This is a genomic window from Nostoc sp. (assembly GCF_054880495.1).
Genome location: NZ_JBTYKD010000052.1, coordinates 1 through 14,929 on the forward strand (window position 1 = coordinate 1; position 14,929 = coordinate 14,929).

Below are 14,929 nucleotides of genomic sequence, written 5' to 3' on the forward strand. Positions count from 1 at the left end.
AACAACCCCTTGCAACTCCCTATTATGCAAGTGAATTTACAGTCGGAAGTTACGGTGAGTACAAATCCTCAATTGATATTTCTGGACCACTTACCCCTGACAAAAAGTTGTTGTATCGCTTGAATGTTGGCTATGAAAATTTTGGGAGTTTTATAGATTTTGTTCACGGGCAATATTTCTCAATAGCGCCGGTATTGTCCTATAAGATCAGCGATAATACAAACTTGACTTTGGAATATGAGCATACTAGTCAAAATCGAACATTTCTGGATGGGTTGCTACCTGTTTCTCAATCTTTTCAAGTTCCCATCAGTCGTTTTTTAGGAGAACCAAGCACCGATAAATACAATGTTGACTCTAATGCATTTTACTTGACTTTAGATCATACTTTCAGTGAAAATTTACGGCTGCGTAGTGCCTTTTCAGCATACCTTACGACTTCTGGTTATAATGAAGTTGTCCGACCAGACTCACTTGAAGCGGATGGTCAGACAGTATCGCGAACCCTTGCAGCAGGTCCCGGTTCTCATCAAACATTTGACCTACAAAATGAATTAATCAGCAAGTTCAAAACTGGTTCCATTAATCATCAGCTGCTCCTGGGTTTAGAGTTCAGTTGGGATGCCAATTTTGGTGATTACCTTCGCACTGCCGCTCCTAGTATTAATCTTTTCAATCCAGTATATGGTGCGCCACTGCCAACCAGTTTCGTGGATACGGCTCAGAACGGGTGGACTAAGACCAATACTACAGGTATTTACTTGCAAGATCAGGTAACATTACTTTCTAATTTGAAGCTCCTGGTTGGTGGAAGATATGATTTTGTCAGCTACGGCGATAGAGGCATAGACTTGAATAATAATGGTGCACTGGCTTATGCAGATAACTTTTACGATGAAGCTTTTTCACCCCGTGTGGGACTGGTTTACCAACCGATAAAACCAATCTCCCTATACGCCAGTTATAGCGAGTCTTTTGCACCCAACAACACCCTATCACCTAACCTAGCGCAATTACCACCTTCTCGTGGAACCCAGTATGAAGCCGGAATTAAAACCGAGTTATTGGATGGTAAGCTTTCGGCAACACTTGCAGCATACAAGATTACAAAAACCAACGTACCTACAACCGATCCAAATAATACTGATTACTCAATTGCAGCTGGAGAAGTCAAGAGTCAAGGTATTGAATTCGATATTTCTGGGCGAATTTTACCTGGGTGGAATGTGATTGCATCCTTTGCCCATAACGATACCTTTGTCAGCAAGGATAATGACCTACCTGTAGGTGACAGATTGGTTGGTGTGCCAAGGGATACTGCTAGCTTCTGGACAACCTATGAAATTCAAAGTGGTTCCTTCAAAGGATTGGGATTTGGTGGAGGACTGTTTTTTGTCGGCGATACCGAAGCCAATTTACCAAACAATGGAGTTATCATTCCTTCCTACGTCAGAACTGATGCCTCTATTTTCTATAAAAAGGAAAATTGGCGATTTGGTCTCAACATCAAGAATCTTTTTGACACTACGTATTACTATTCTCAAGGTTCCTATCTGCGTCCCGGAGATCCCTTGACTGTTCTGGCGACGATTTCCGTACAGTTTTGATTTCGCCCTAACCCTCACCAATGCATTGGTGAGGGAGTCTAATTCTTTCCCACTCAATGTATCGGGAGGATTGAGAGAGGTAAAAAATCCAACTTGCTTTCGTCGCGATTATGAACCGGAAAAAACTACGCTCTATCGTTTTTTATCTGCACCGTTCTATCGGTTTTTGCGTTGGACTATTGCTAATTGTCGTTGGCTTGACAGGTAGCTTGTTAGTGTTTGAGCAAGATTTTGACCACTTTATGATTAGTCAACAGTATGGACACATTACTCCCCAACAGGTGCAGTTATCCCCAGAGTCTGTGGTGAATACAATTGAGGCGAAGTATCCCGCGCGAGGTGATTTGCATCTTTTTCGGATTTATTTGCCAGATACTCCTTCTTCTCCCTACCTGGGGCAGTTGTCATCAACTGATGTGCAAAGGAAAGAGGTTTTTGTCAACCCTTATACAGGCAAAATTATCGGTGAGCGGATAACGGATAAAACCCTAATTGGTCTAACACTTAATTTACACTACAGCTTGATGGCAGGTCAAATTGGAACTGCAATTGTTGGCATTGCTGCCTTTTTAATGTGTGTACTTACCATCACAGGTTTAGTTCTCTGGCCGGGTTGGCGCAAATTGATTGCAGGCTTCAAAATCAAGTTTGATGCTCATCCCAAGCGGGTGAACTTTGACATTCACAAAGTTGCTGGCATTATCACTGTCGTCTTTTTATTTTTTACTGGCTTTACAGGCTTTTGCTGGAACTTCTACGATTTGACTGAGCCGATTATTTACGCTGTTACATTCACCTCAAAACCATCTGAGCCAGTATCCAAGCCAATTCCTAGTAAATCAACCTTAGGATTGACAGAACAACTGAAAATTGCCGATGCTGCCTTACCTGGTGCTGTTACCAAAAGCATTTATTTTCCCAGTAAACCAGAAGAGGCTCTACGAATTAACATGAAGCTACCGCAGGAAAGTTCATATGACGCTAATAGTAATGTTTATCTCGACCAGTACAGTGGCAAGGTTTTGCGAGTTGATAATGCTTTAAAGATGCTATTGGGCGATCGCGTCCTCAATTCTTTTGCACCCCTGCACTACGGTACTTTTGGTGGCTTACCCACCCGCATTCTCTATGTGTTTGTTGGAGTTGCACCACTGGTTCTTTTTGTTAGTGGTTTTTTGATGTGGTGGTATCCCTATCGGGCTAAACGTAGTATAAGCGATCATCTCATATAACTATCACAGAAGCTTTGAACTTAACTGAGAACTGACCACCGCAAATCCATAATCGAAAATTGATATAAGTGCGTACCCTCATTATTGTTTGGCTCGGTCAAATTGTTTCCATCATTGGCAGTAGCATGACCGGATTTGCTTTCACTATCTGGGTGTGGGAACTCACGCATCAGGCTACAGCATTAGCCTTATTTGGCTTCTTTGCACAAGTGCCGCAAATTTTAATTATTCCTATAGCTGGGGTGATTGTAGATCGCTGCAACCGTAAATACTTAATGATGGTTGGTGACACGGTGAGCGGGCTGTTGACCATAACTGTGTTACTGCTTTACATAACTCATAACTTGCAACTATGGCATTTATACTTGGCTGTAGGTGTCAAGGGGACTTTTCAGCAATTTCAAACACTGGCATTCTCGGCATCAGTATCAATGATGGTACCCAAGCAGCAGTACAGTCGCGCTAGCAGCATCAGCTTCCTGGCAAGTTCCAGTTCTACGATCATCGCACCGGCACTTGCAGGTGCCCTCTACGCAGTTATTGGTCTTGTGGGCATCTTAATGATCGATATCACTACTTTTGCGATCGCTTTACTCACAGTGCTGCTAATATCTATCCCGCAACCTCCAATGACAAAAGTGGGTACGCGCAGTTGGACAAGCCTAAAGCAGGATATCAATTTTGGCTGGCGCTATGTTGCCGTGCGCCCCAGCCTGCTTGCTATGCTACTATTAGTGTTGCTGTTCGTTTTTGGTCATAAATTTGCCGAGTCACTTGTTACTCCCCTAATTCTGGCACGCACTGGTAATGATACTAAACTATTAGGTGCTCTATATTCGGCAGAAGGGTTGGGCGGCATTATTGGGGCCTTGCTTGTGGCCGTTAGAAGTAGTTTTCAGCCCCGAATACATGCAGTACTGCTGGGTATGGTGGGTGTTGGTTTGAGTCAAACAGTGTTTAGTCTGGGGAGAGTACCGTTGATTTGGTTTGCTGCCCAGTTTTTTTCATCTCTCAATTTCCCAATAATGGGCAGTGCCGATGACGCTATATGGCTGAACAAGGTAAAACCTGAGTTACAGGGACGTGTTTTCGCAATGCGCTCTATGGTGATGCCGATTAGTTCGGCCTTAGCAAGCTTGATAGCTGGACCACTAGCCGATCGTGTTTTTGTACCTGCAATGAAGCCTGATGGTACTCTTGCCCCCATGTTGGGTTGGATATTTGGCACGGGAGGTGGTGCAGGCATGGCACTCCTGTATGTTATTTCTTCACTAAGTATGTTAGTTGTTGGCTTAGGTGGATATGCCTTTCGTGTGTTACGTGAGGTAGAAATCATCCTACCAGACCATGATGCCAGTGCGGAGTAGTCGGTGGCAGAGTCTAACAAGAAATTTGAATCGTTTCTAAGGAAGTGAACATGATTACGCAAGATTCTCTAAGTAATTGTCGTTTCTGCTGTGTTGTCTCTAAAGCTAATGGTGAAGACCCCATTGGCTCGGCGCCCACTTACGAACACTGTCTAGCTCTTGAGATGCAACTTCCTTGGACTGAAAAACGTTGGCAGGAAAATCCTATGCTCCAGTCGGCGATGACTCTGATAGAAAAGCTAATTTTTGAGCATGGGATCAACATTAAGGGTCAGTTGCTCGCTCCAGATAGCGAATACTCTCGTCCTGATTATACTCGCGTACTCTATTACCGCCGACCGACAAAGCTTTTTGCGAAGTTTGAAAAGCATGAGTTTATCATTCCCGATTCTGAAGTTGGCTCTTTCGTGATGGCGTTATTGGAAACATTGCTTCAGTCGCCAACTGTTATGCCTGATTGGGAGCAGTATCGGCAACAAACCAGTCATATTCGTGAGTTAATGGTGTGTACTGATGGTAATGTTGATGTTGCCTGTGCTCGGTTTGGTTATCCCATCTATTGCAACTTGCGCTCTGAATATGCTGTTGCTTCTAATGGACAACTGCGTGTGTGGCGATGCAGCCATTTCGGGGGACACCAGTTTGCACCTACCCTCATTGATTTGCCTTATGGACACTACTGGGGTCATTTGCACCCAGAAATATTGGAACTCCTAGTTTGGCGGAATGGTTCTGTCACAGAGCTATACCCATTCTACCGAGGTTGGGCTGGTTTATCCAAGTTTGAGCAAATCGCGGAGCGAGAGATTTGGATGCAAGAGGGTTGGGAGTGGCTCAACTATCACAAAGTAGGTCAAGTAATAGCAATGGATGAAGCAGATGAAGAGTGGGCTGAAGTATGTATTAATTTCTCGACAGAAAATGGAAGTATTAAGGGTGCTTATGAAGCGAGAGTGGAGGTAAACGGTTCTGTAATGACCGTTTGGGACTCAGGTAATCAGTCACCTTTTGAGGAAGTTAAACAATACCGTGTCAGCCATCTAGTAAAAGTAGCGTAAAAATATAATTTTTAGGCTTGTTAAGTGTCAGATTTATGTCTACTTGAAGTTGCATTATAAACTTGGGATAATCACCAGCTTCGAGCATCATAAAAAAAGTTTTAGTGGAGTTTTAAATATGGCAACTATTGTATTTTGTGTTAGTACTTTACAAGGCGAATTTAATGGTAGTCTCAAGTTAGCAAAAACACTCAAATCCCTTGGTCACAAAGTGCTTTACTTAGGGCTGCCAGATTCTGAAGAAAGAGTTCGTCAGCACAGATTTTCATTTGTGCCAATTCTAGAAAAATGGTTTCCTAATAGATTTTCCAAACAGCAAGATCACAATGAATTGAACTTCAGTGGATTAAGGTTATTAAGAAAGCGAAAAGAATACAGGAAACTTATGAAATCTTTGCTTAATTCCTTATATGAAGGAGAAAACAGAGAAATACACAATGTACTGAAAGAAACTCATCCTGATTTGCTATTAATAGGCACAGCTATCCCTACCAATGCTTCAGTAATAGCGTTGATAGCTTATGAATGCAAAATTTTAACTATTTATTTGACAGATATGTTTACAGAATTACCCCCATCCAAATATCCAATACAGCAAGGGGAAAATATGAAGTATAGCGATAATTCGGAATATTATGTTTTATTTAATAAAGATAAATTTAAATATTGGAAACAAGCAATTATAAAAAAAATTTTTTATTTTATGAAAATAGATTTTTATGAAGATTTCATGAGAAAATTTGCCAGAAGCAGGGAAATCCCTCTAGAATTGCTAGACTTCTCTCGAAGCATTCCTTTGAAATTACCACATCTATTTTTATTTCCGGAGGAATTAGATTTTCCTGACTCCTCTAGAGAAGGATGCTATTATGCCGAAGCTTCTATAGATTTGGAAAGAGAAGAACCATTTTTTGATTGGTCAAAGCTAAATAAAAATAAAGTCTTAATTTATTGTTCTTTAGGAACGACAGGAGAAACTTTTCAAACTCTGGGTAAAGAGAAAGTTCAAAACTTTTTTCAGAATGTAATTGATGCTGTATCTCTTAAGAAGCAATACCAATTAGTCGTATCAGTAAGCGATCATATTAATCTTGAAGACTTTCATTCTATCCCTGAAAATGCGATAATCGTTAACAAAGCACCACAGTTAGCACTTCTGGAAAAAGCATCCCTAGCGATCATACAGGGAGGAGCACATACTGTTAAAGAATGTATATTTTTTGGAGTACCAATGATAGTATTTCCCGTAATTGCCGACCAACCAGCAAATGCAGAAAGAATAAAATATCACGGTTTAGGCGTGGTTGGTGATATTCAGAATACATCTATCAGTCTCATCATAGATTTACTTGAGAAAATAGAAAATGATTTCTTGTTGAAGCAGCGAGTAGAAGCATGGAAAAATAAATTTCGAGAAATAGAAAAATCGGGAAAGGCAACGAAATTTATCTTGGATATTTTAGAACAGAATCAACGCATCTAAAATTTTCTAATCCAGCAGATTGCAACTTGGTGAGGTACAGATGATTTGAAGGGCATGCCCGTATCTGTGTACTTCATTTACCTGAAAAATGCTGTATATCCAGAATTGATCAAATATCATGAAGATGAGGTCAGAAAAGATGAGTAATAATTTAGAAGAAAGATACTCTTTAAATGGAGCTAAATATCTAGCTCAACAAAAGTATAGTGAAGCAATCGCTTTGTATAAGCAAGGCATTGAAACTGATCCTACTTTGATGTCTAATTATTGGCATCTATGTTTAGCACTATTGCTTCAGGAACAAGAATCAGAGGCTATGGCTACTTGGCTATCTATTCTAGAGAAAGCAGACATAGAAAAAGTTAATATTTGGACATTAGATCTAGTTAAAGTGCTAATAGCAGAAGCTATCAGATGCGAAGCAGTCTCCGACTTTGAATCTGCCCGTAAAATGTACGGGTATGCCGGTATTGCACGGAGTGAAGCCTGGAAGAAAGTAAAAGGGTATAAGTTCACAGATGATTGGTTTAGTAAAAATGCCCCAATCTGGGAACAGTATCTAATACATTTAGCTAGTAAGCCTGAAATTAATATTCTAGAAATTGGTAGTTGGGAAGGCATGTCTTCGTGCTGGCTACTAGATAACATCCTCACTCACGAATCCTCAAGAATCACGTGTATAGATACCTTTGAGGGAAGCATTGAGCACAAACTTGAATATAACGATAGTTATATAAAATCCGTTCAGGAAAGATTTGATTTCAACATTTCCCAGACAGGAGTGTCAAATAAGGTAACGAAAATTGTTGGTAGTTCGCAAGATGTGATGCGATCGCTGCCTCTTATCAATTATGACATGCTTTATATTGATGGCTCTCACTTAGCAAGTGATGCCCTCACGGATGCTGTTTTAGGTTGGGGACTTGTCAAGGTCGGAGGTCTCATTGTTTTTGATGACTACGATTTTAAATTTCCCAACAGCGTAGATGCAGGGCAGGATACAAAAATTGGCATAGATGCTTTTTTGAAGGCGTTTTGCAAAAAAGTCAACATTCTTCATCAAGGTCATCAAGTTATAGTTGAAAAGACATCGTGTTAGAAGGCATGTTCTTCAGAGTTCAATTGTAACAGTTATAACAGTGAAATATATTTCCATCCAGCCCTCACGTTATACTAGATATAACAAATGAACTACGAAGTCGCTCATGGGGGAAACCCGCAGACGCTCTCTACGAGACCAAGGCGTAGCTTGCTTCCCCTTAGGGATACGCAGACTCGCTCTAAGCATTCGCGTAGCGTCTCTAAGAGTTGCTATGCCGTTGGCGTAGCCTCTCGTAGAGAAGCCTCTCGAACGCGAGTCCGTCTCACGCCACTTGCTACACCTCTTGGAACCCCCGCAACGCAGTGGCTCCCCTTAGGAGAAGACCGCACTAACTCACGACAAATGCATTTACCCTTCTCAATTAATGCAATAGTATACTCGGTTATTCAATCTTGCAAAGCATAGCTAATTAAACAGCAGGAGACAAATTATGTACCAAGATGACAAAGAAGACACAACAATTTATAAAGTTGTAGTTAATCATGAAGAACAGTATTCGATTTGGCCAGCCGGCCGAGAAAACGCACTCGGCTGGAAGGATGCTGGCAAAAGTGGTTTGAAACAAGAATGTCTGGATTACATCAAAGAAGTTTGGACTGACATGAGACCACTTAGTCTTCGCAAAAAAATGGAAGAAGCTGCTGGGGGTAAATCATAACGCATTTGAGTTGTCCACAGTTTACTGAGGCGATTATTAAAAAACTGAACGCCACCACTAAACCCAATACGGTTCAGTTAAGCAAATTTATCTGTTAAGGCAGGCAGGGGAAGCAGGGGGAGAGAAAAAAGCTTAACTGAACTGTATTGCCACTAAACCAGCGCCAGGGACTGCATTAGACTTATCCGGAAATGAGAACTTTATTTGCCTGAAACCTAGCCCTGGACAGGGTTTTAGAGATTATTGTTTTATTTTAACTAAAAAGCTTGCTAGGTAAGGGTTTCAGCTATTTTGAGCTTTATTTGTGGATAGGTCTATTGAGTTTCATAGCTCGTCCACAGGTAACAAGCGAGTTACGCTACACCAAATTCAGTAAACTCTCGCACATAAGGTGCTTGAAAACCCAACACAATGTCTTCTTTAGAGACTCCCATTGCGGCTAACTCATGAGCAATTCGCAACTCTGTTGTATTGTGTTGCACCCAAATTTTACCAACTTTGATGTCTAAGTGTAGAACACAGCCATGAACGCGACGATCGCCATCCCAACCCACATTCATGACTTGATAGTGATCATGTTGAAGATCAAAAACAGTCTGTGATTCAATCTCACCGTTTGCGATCGGTGTGGCAACATACTTGGTGAGTAGGGTTTGAATGCACTGGCGATATTGGTCTAGTTTATCCATTGCACAATCACCTCTTGAACTGGGTTGTAAATTATTCGTTTAATTTGATATCGTTCAACCGAAAGCTGGGCAAATTCTCGTTGAAAGAAGGCTTGATGAACAGCGACTGGAATCGCTAAGTAAAGCGTGCGATCGAGTTCGCCCAGTTCGAGGGCAAGGCGGTAGTTAAGGAATTGCCCCAGTGCTGCATGATAATCGGTGATGGGCGAGTCACCTAAAAAGGTCTTGATTTCAACAGCGATTTTTTCGCCTGCCCGTTCTGCTGCTAGAAGGCGCTCGGCACCCAAGTCAACCTCAAATTTCGCACCTCCTACTTCCACTTTTAGCGGATCGTCGGTGATCACCCATTGTTCCTTTTCCAATACCTTCCTCACTGCCTCATGGAAACGGTCTTTAGCTGCCATCTTCCCCCTGGATTAATCCCGCTTCTATTTTAATCCTTCCTCTACGCGATCCCTCCTCGCTCCCCTAAAACTGCCATGAAATCGTGCCTTGCACGGCGAACGGATCACCATAGTAAACATTTAACTGGTTCCGAGCAGAGTCAAAATAGTCCACGTTAAACAAATTCTTGAAATTAATCGCTGCCCGGAATCTGTCTCGTTTATAGAAGATGGCAGCATCGGTGCGGACATAACTCGGTAATTCAAAGGTATTCGCTAGATCTCCTTCTCTATCGCCTACAAAAAACAATCCTCCACCAACACCAAATCCTTTTAGAGCACCCGATTGAATTTCATAGCTTGTCCAGATGTTAAAGCTATTTTTGGGAACATTGTTTGGCACTTTACCTACCTGACTAGGATTAGTGTCTTTGGTAACTTCTACATCCGTGTAAGCGTAGCCCGCAATCACGTTCCATCCTGGCAAAATTTCACCCCCAAGGCTGAGTTCAACCCCTTTGCTGCGCTGCTCACCTGTTTGAATGGAATAGTCAGGATGGTCTGGATCATCCGTCAGCACATTGGAGAGTGTCAAATCGTAAAAGGCAAGGGTCGCCGACAGTAGATTGCTGATATCGCCTTTGATGCCCACTTCATAGGAAGTGCCGTACTCTGGTTTAAATGCACTGCCATCAAAGGCATTTCCAACGTTTGGGGTAAAGGAACGACTGTAGCTGGCATACAGCGAAATGGGCACAATCGGCTGATAGACAAGACCAACACGCGGACTAAGGGCATCACTAGATTGCGTTTGTCCCGTTTTGATACCCTGATTATCATCCCCTGAACTTTGGTTGAGTGTATCAAACCGCAAACCCAATAGCAGTTTCAGATTATTAGCCAGTGTCACCTGATCTTGAACATAAAGACCCAGTATATCTGACGAGGAGAAATTCCGATCAACGTCAACATCACCGAAAGGCTGACTACCGTACACAGGGTTGAACAGGTCAAGGGGAGCAATTTGGCGGTCATTACTGGTGGTATTACTGGTTATCTTGGTGAGATTAAAACCTGCGACCAGTTGATGCCCAATCCTACCTGTGGCAAACTTACCCACCAGATATGTGTCAAGATTATAGGCTCTATCGTCATTAACACCTTTCTCGAAGTCTCTAATTAGAGTACGCTCATCGGACTCTAAGGTGTCGGCATAGACATTATTTTTGTAGCGTTGAGCCGATGCATATGCAAAAGCGTTACGTAGCTGCCAGTTATCACTAAGAGGCACATTTGTCGCTAAATTTTCCTGATTTTGCGCTCCTGTCGGCTCAATGGCAAAAGCACTACCGCATCCCCTGTGCCAAAGAGTTCTGTAAATCCACGTTTGAGAGTGCTATTACTTACCCCCACAAGTTGGGCTAATTCCACTATTGATGGCGGATTTTCCAGACGGGAGAGTAAAATATCTCTGGCATTATCAATCCGGGCGATCGTCGCAGGCTTCAGTCGGGGTGAATAATGTGATCCACCTTGATCTGCAAAGATGGGAGCCAATTGCAATGCCATTAATTCTATTACCTTTCCCTGCAAATACATCCGCTTCATCATCCCTGTGTAAGGACAACTGACGATTTGCTGTGCGCCGCCTTAACGGTATCTACTACTGACTCAATGGAAACTCTTTGTGCACAGGGGATGACGTGTCCAATTTCACGAGTGAGCAGAAACTCATCGATTTCAGGAGCAAATACTAACAAGCTACCTGTTAAGCCGGCGATGATTAACAGGACTCCCACAACTAAGCCGATATAGCGGTGGAGGATGAATACAAAGTCTCGGAGTTTTTTTGAGTGCATGGCGGATGCTCCTAAGCTATCCCTTAGAATTAAGATCAAATCGTTGTGGAACAGGCGGTATGGAAATTACCCTGAATCGGCATATTGAAATCACTTCGGAAGTGCGGAGTGGGAAGCCGCGGATTGCGGGAACGAGAATTACGGTGGCAGATGTTGCCATCATGTATCTGCGGATGGGGCAGTCATTGGAGGAAATTGCTGGGAAATATCAGTTGTCGCTGGCATCGGTTCATGCGGCGATCGCATTTTATTATGACCATCGGGAAGAAATTGATCAGCGCACTGCTGAAGCAAAAGCTTTTGCCGAGTCCGAGCGCCCCAACCATCCTTCTCTGTTGCAGGAAAAGCTGAATGCAATGAAAGATTATGCCTGAACGCATTCGGTTTCATTTAGATGAAAATGTTGACCCAGATATTGCTTTAGCATTGAGGCGGGCTGGCATCGATGTGACAACCTCGCAGCAGGCAAATCTTCTGGCAGAAAGCGATATGGTGCAATTAGACTTTGCTAGAACCCAGTCCCGCATATTAGTGACTCACGACGATGATTTTCTGATTCTCCATAGTCAAGGAACTGACCATAGTGGCATTGCTTACTGTCCAAAAGATGCGAAATCAATTGGTTATATCATTCGGATGCTGATTCTCCTTTATGAAATTGCTACGCCTGAAGAAATCAAAAACAGGGTGGAATACCTGTGAGAAAAAATCGAGGGGTGGGATCAAAACTGCCACGAAATCGTGCCCTGCACGGCGAATGAATCGCCATAATAAACACCCAACCTGCCATTGGCAGACTCAAAGTAGTCAACGTTAAACAGGTTCGAAAGGCTGACTACCGTACACAGGGTTGAACAGGTCGAGGGGAGCAATTTGGCGGTCATTATTGGTGGTAGTACTGTTTATCCTGGTGAGATTAAAACCTGCAACCAATTGATGCCCAATGCTGCCGGTGGCAAACTTACCTACCACATAAGTGTCAAGATTATAGACTCTATCGTCATTAACACCACTCTCGAAGTATCTAGTTAGAGTACGCTTATCGTCCTCTAAGGTGTCGGCACCGATCCAAACTTTGTACCGTTGAGTCGATGTAAATCCAAAAGCGCTACGTAGCTGCCAGTTATCACTAAAGCGATGTTCGAGATCGTAGCCAACGCGAAGGGCACTGGCATCGTTTGTACTATACGGCTCCGATAAGTTGCGATCGCGTGGGATTTGACCATTGGGATTGGGTAGGACAGTCCCCTCAGCAGCAAGCCCCTGCTGAGCAAATTTTTGGGGTCGAACCTGATATTCTCCAGAAAAAGTAATCTTGGTGCGATCGCTAATTTGCCAAGAGAGAACAGGGGCAATAAAGTATTTTTGTTCATCATAAAAGTCAAGAAAACCTTCTGTCGTCTGAGTCGCAAGGTTAAGACGATACAACACAGTCTTGCTGGGATTGAGCGGCCCCGACAGGTCTATGGCGCCGCGATAGAAATTGAAACTGCCAGCAGAGATTTCCGCTGCGTAGTAAGGTTCGCTCAGGGGTTGTTTGGTGCCCAGAATATCCCCGACTTCTACAAGAAGTCGGGGATCTAAATGCCGCATCACTATTGAAAATCTTTTTTATTTGAATAAACCTGAGTATAGAGAAATTTGGCAATTAAGTCTAGTCACAAAAGACTTCACGATCCCGAAAGAACTTTTTTAGCCATCAAATATTGACTTGGCGCGATCGCAAACCTGCACCTAAATGCAGATGCAAAGTGTCCTAAGTTACAATAACTGATCTTGTTGGCAACCTGAGCAACGGTGGTATTACCTTGCCGTAACAGTTGCTCCGCCGACTCCATCCGCTTATCGGTGATCTAGCAAAATACCGTTGTGCTAAAGGGTTCTGTAAATCCGCGTTTGAGAGTGCTATTACTTACCCACACAAGTTGGGCTAATTCCACTATTGATGGCGGATTCTCCAGACGGGAGAGTAAAATATCTCTGGCATTATCAATCCAGGCGAGCCGATATAGCCGTGGAGGATGAATATAAGATTACGAACTGTTTGAGCGTTCAGGGTAGAGTCTCCTGCTAGTCTTTTTCAATTGGTGTAGTTCATTCAAGAGGGCTTGGTTTATGCAACTGGAAGAGTATTTCAACGTGCTGGCACCCGATGAAATCCGGCTTGAAGGAACTCGCATTGGGATTGAGACGATTCTGTACGAGTACATCTATCGCTGTAAAACACCAGAAGAAATCGCCGAACAATTTCATACAGTGACGTTGGAACAGGTTTACGCCACGATTTTGTATTACTTGCATCACCGATCGCAGGTTGATGCGTATTTGGCAGATTGGTTAGAGTTTTCTCGAACCATGCGCGAAGAGCAACAACGAAATCCGTCTCCTGCAAGGATAAGGTTTTGCCGGATGCGGGAAGAAAACACTCCAAAGCAGTTACAGGAAAGCTAATGGCAATCCGGTATCTGTTGGATGAACATCTCAATCCGGCGTATCGTTCCCAACTCGTGCGGCGTAATCCTGATTTAGTCGTGCGGATAATTGGGGATTCAGATGTGCCACCCAAAGGCACTCCAGATCCAGAGATTTTGATTTGGTGCGAAATCAATGAATTTATTTTGGTGACGAACAACCGAAAATCAATGCCAGGACATTTGGCTGACCATTTGGCAATTGGTCGCCATATTCCTGGAATTTTGACGATTGATGCAGACCAAAGCATTGGACAAACGGTTGAAGAATTGATGATCATTGCGGCGGCGGCGTTTGAGAATGAATACCAGGAGGTAACAAGCGAGTTACGCTACACCAAATTCAGTAAACTCTCGCACATAAGGTGCTTGAAAACCCAACACAATGTCTTCTTTAGAGACTCCCATTGCGGCTAACTCATGAGCAATTCAGAACTATGGACAAAAATGATGTACTTGAAATTTACGATGAAGACTACGCCCAAAAGTATAATCAAAGATTTCTTCTCAATGAGCGGTCTAAAAATAACGCTGATTTTGAACAAGAAACTATTAACAAACTTTTAAGTGAAATTGGCGAAGGAGCAAAGTGGTTAGAGGTTGCTTGTGGTACAGGGTACTTTTTAAGCTGCTTTCCAGAGATAGAACGAGCGGGACTAGATATTTCACCTGCAATGCTCAAGGTTGCCAAGCAAGCAAATCCAGCTAGAATTTTTTGAATTTAACATCATCAGAAGCGATGCCTGCGGCGGGCGAAGCGATCGCGCACTGCTGTCGATGAAGCTAAACCATATAGGCAACTAAAATAAGAACTATAAATGTATAAATGGAAATAACTGCTTGCCGTTTTGCTATGCCCGCTAAGGATTTATATCACGATACTGTTGTCCAAGCCCTCATTAAAGATGGCTGGGAAATTACTGACGACCCCTTACTTTTATCCTACGGCGGTCGAGAACTCTATGTCGATCTGGGGATAGAAAAAAGAGCGATCGCCGCGCAAAAGGACGATCAGAAAAT

The 14,929-nt window shown here is 42.8% G+C and carries 20 protein-coding genes and 1 pseudogene; 13 read left to right on the forward strand and 8 right to left on the reverse strand.

Features of this window, described 5'->3' with window-relative positions; translation table 11 throughout:
- The 8 genes from ACYTXL_RS05815 to ACYTXL_RS05850 form a co-directional block, all read left to right on the forward strand.
- A partial coding sequence (locus ACYTXL_RS05815) for a TonB-dependent siderophore receptor (protein ID WP_461923876.1) occupies positions 1-1,607 on the forward strand: 1,607 nt, incomplete at its 5' end.
- 110 nt (positions 1,608-1,717) lie between these two features.
- Complete coding sequence (locus tag ACYTXL_RS05820) at positions 1,718-2,839, forward strand: PepSY-associated TM helix domain-containing protein (protein WP_461923877.1); 1,122 nt, start codon at positions 1,718-1,720, stop codon at positions 2,837-2,839.
- Positions 2,840-2,907: 68 nt separating this feature from the next.
- Complete coding sequence (locus ACYTXL_RS05825; RefSeq protein WP_461923878.1) at positions 2,908-4,206, forward strand: MFS transporter; 1,299 nt, start codon at positions 2,908-2,910, stop codon at positions 4,204-4,206.
- Between the two features lie 50 nt (positions 4,207-4,256).
- Entirely contained in the window at positions 4,257-5,264 is a 1,008-nt protein-coding gene (locus ACYTXL_RS05830) for a sucrase ferredoxin (protein ID WP_461923879.1), read from the forward strand.
- 118 nt (positions 5,265-5,382) lie between these two features.
- Positions 5,383-6,747, forward strand: a complete 1,365-nt coding sequence (locus ACYTXL_RS05835) for a nucleotide disphospho-sugar-binding domain-containing protein (RefSeq protein WP_461923880.1) — start codon at positions 5,383-5,385, stop codon at positions 6,745-6,747.
- A 139-nt stretch (positions 6,748-6,886) separates the two neighbouring features.
- Entirely contained in the window at positions 6,887-7,846 is a 960-nt protein-coding gene (locus tag ACYTXL_RS05840) for a class I SAM-dependent methyltransferase (RefSeq protein WP_461923881.1), read from the forward strand.
- Between the two features lie 87 nt (positions 7,847-7,933).
- The gene (locus tag ACYTXL_RS05845) at positions 7,934-8,254 is read left to right on the forward strand and encodes a hypothetical protein (RefSeq protein ID WP_461923882.1); all 321 of its coding nucleotides are present in this window, start codon (positions 7,934-7,936) and stop codon (positions 8,252-8,254) included.
- Between the two features lie 25 nt (positions 8,255-8,279).
- Positions 8,280-8,507, forward strand: coding sequence for an MbtH family protein (locus tag ACYTXL_RS05850; RefSeq protein ID WP_334782912.1), 228 nt, complete (start codon positions 8,280-8,282; stop codon positions 8,505-8,507).
- Positions 8,508-8,860: 353 nt separating this feature from the next.
- Here the strand turns inward: ACYTXL_RS05850 and ACYTXL_RS05855 are convergent, their stop codons facing one another.
- The 5 genes from ACYTXL_RS05855 to ACYTXL_RS05875 form a co-directional block, all read right to left on the reverse strand.
- Positions 8,861-9,196, reverse strand: a complete 336-nt coding sequence (locus ACYTXL_RS05855; RefSeq protein WP_461923883.1) for an element excision factor XisI family protein — start codon at positions 9,194-9,196, stop codon at positions 8,861-8,863.
- Positions 9,184-9,600, reverse strand: coding sequence for a XisH family protein (locus ACYTXL_RS05860; RefSeq protein WP_461923884.1), 417 nt, complete (start codon positions 9,598-9,600; stop codon positions 9,184-9,186). Before ACYTXL_RS05860 ends, ACYTXL_RS05855 begins: the two co-directional genes overlap by 13 nt.
- Positions 9,601-9,664: 64 nt before the next feature.
- Complete coding sequence (locus ACYTXL_RS05865; protein ID WP_461923885.1) at positions 9,665-10,870, reverse strand: TonB-dependent siderophore receptor; 1,206 nt, start codon at positions 10,868-10,870, stop codon at positions 9,665-9,667.
- Positions 10,871-10,878: 8 nt separating this feature from the next.
- Positions 10,879-11,148: a hypothetical protein gene (locus ACYTXL_RS05870; RefSeq protein ID WP_461923886.1), complete on the reverse strand. Its 270-nt coding sequence runs from the start codon at positions 11,146-11,148 to the stop codon at positions 10,879-10,881.
- Between the two features lie 38 nt (positions 11,149-11,186).
- Positions 11,187-11,438, reverse strand: coding sequence for a PepSY domain-containing protein (locus tag ACYTXL_RS05875; protein ID WP_461923887.1), 252 nt, complete (start codon positions 11,436-11,438; stop codon positions 11,187-11,189).
- 5 nt (positions 11,439-11,443) lie between these two features.
- Between ACYTXL_RS05875 and ACYTXL_RS05880 the strand changes: the two genes are divergently transcribed.
- Both ACYTXL_RS05880 and ACYTXL_RS05885 read left to right on the forward strand, forming a co-directional pair.
- Positions 11,444-11,812: a DUF433 domain-containing protein gene (locus ACYTXL_RS05880; protein WP_461923888.1), complete on the forward strand. Its 369-nt coding sequence runs from the start codon at positions 11,444-11,446 to the stop codon at positions 11,810-11,812.
- Positions 11,805-12,140 (forward strand): DUF5615 family PIN-like protein, encoded by a 336-nt coding sequence (locus ACYTXL_RS05885; RefSeq protein ID WP_461923889.1) that lies wholly within the window; start codon positions 11,805-11,807, stop codon positions 12,138-12,140. The genes ACYTXL_RS05880 and ACYTXL_RS05885 overlap by 8 nt, the downstream gene beginning before the upstream one ends.
- A 111-nt stretch (positions 12,141-12,251) precedes the next feature.
- Here ACYTXL_RS05885 and ACYTXL_RS05890 read toward each other — a convergent pair whose 3' ends face one another.
- Complete coding sequence (locus ACYTXL_RS05890; protein WP_461923890.1) at positions 12,252-13,031, reverse strand: TonB-dependent siderophore receptor; 780 nt, start codon at positions 13,029-13,031, stop codon at positions 12,252-12,254.
- A 77-nt stretch (positions 13,032-13,108) separates the two neighbouring features.
- Complete coding sequence (locus ACYTXL_RS05895) at positions 13,109-13,291, reverse strand: helix-turn-helix domain-containing protein (protein WP_461923894.1); 183 nt, start codon at positions 13,289-13,291, stop codon at positions 13,109-13,111.
- A 262-nt stretch (positions 13,292-13,553) separates the two neighbouring features.
- On the opposite strand from ACYTXL_RS05895, the gene ACYTXL_RS05900 reads away from it, so the two are divergent.
- Entirely contained in the window at positions 13,554-13,889 is a 336-nt protein-coding gene (locus ACYTXL_RS05900) for a DUF433 domain-containing protein (protein ID WP_461923891.1), read from the forward strand.
- Positions 13,890-14,236: 347 nt separating this feature from the next.
- Here ACYTXL_RS05900 and ACYTXL_RS05905 read toward each other — a convergent pair.
- Positions 14,237-14,338, reverse strand: a pseudogene (locus tag ACYTXL_RS05905) (element excision factor XisI family protein); the annotation flags it as partial.
- Positions 14,339-14,346: 8 nt separating this feature from the next.
- Here ACYTXL_RS05905 and ACYTXL_RS05910 point away from each other — a divergent pair.
- Positions 14,347-14,628, forward strand: a complete 282-nt coding sequence (locus ACYTXL_RS05910; protein ID WP_461923892.1) for a class I SAM-dependent methyltransferase — start codon at positions 14,347-14,349, stop codon at positions 14,626-14,628.
- 107 nt (positions 14,629-14,735) lie between these two features.
- Positions 14,736-14,929: element excision factor XisH family protein (locus tag ACYTXL_RS05915; protein ID WP_461923893.1), on the forward strand; the 194-nt coding region annotated here is incomplete at its 3' end.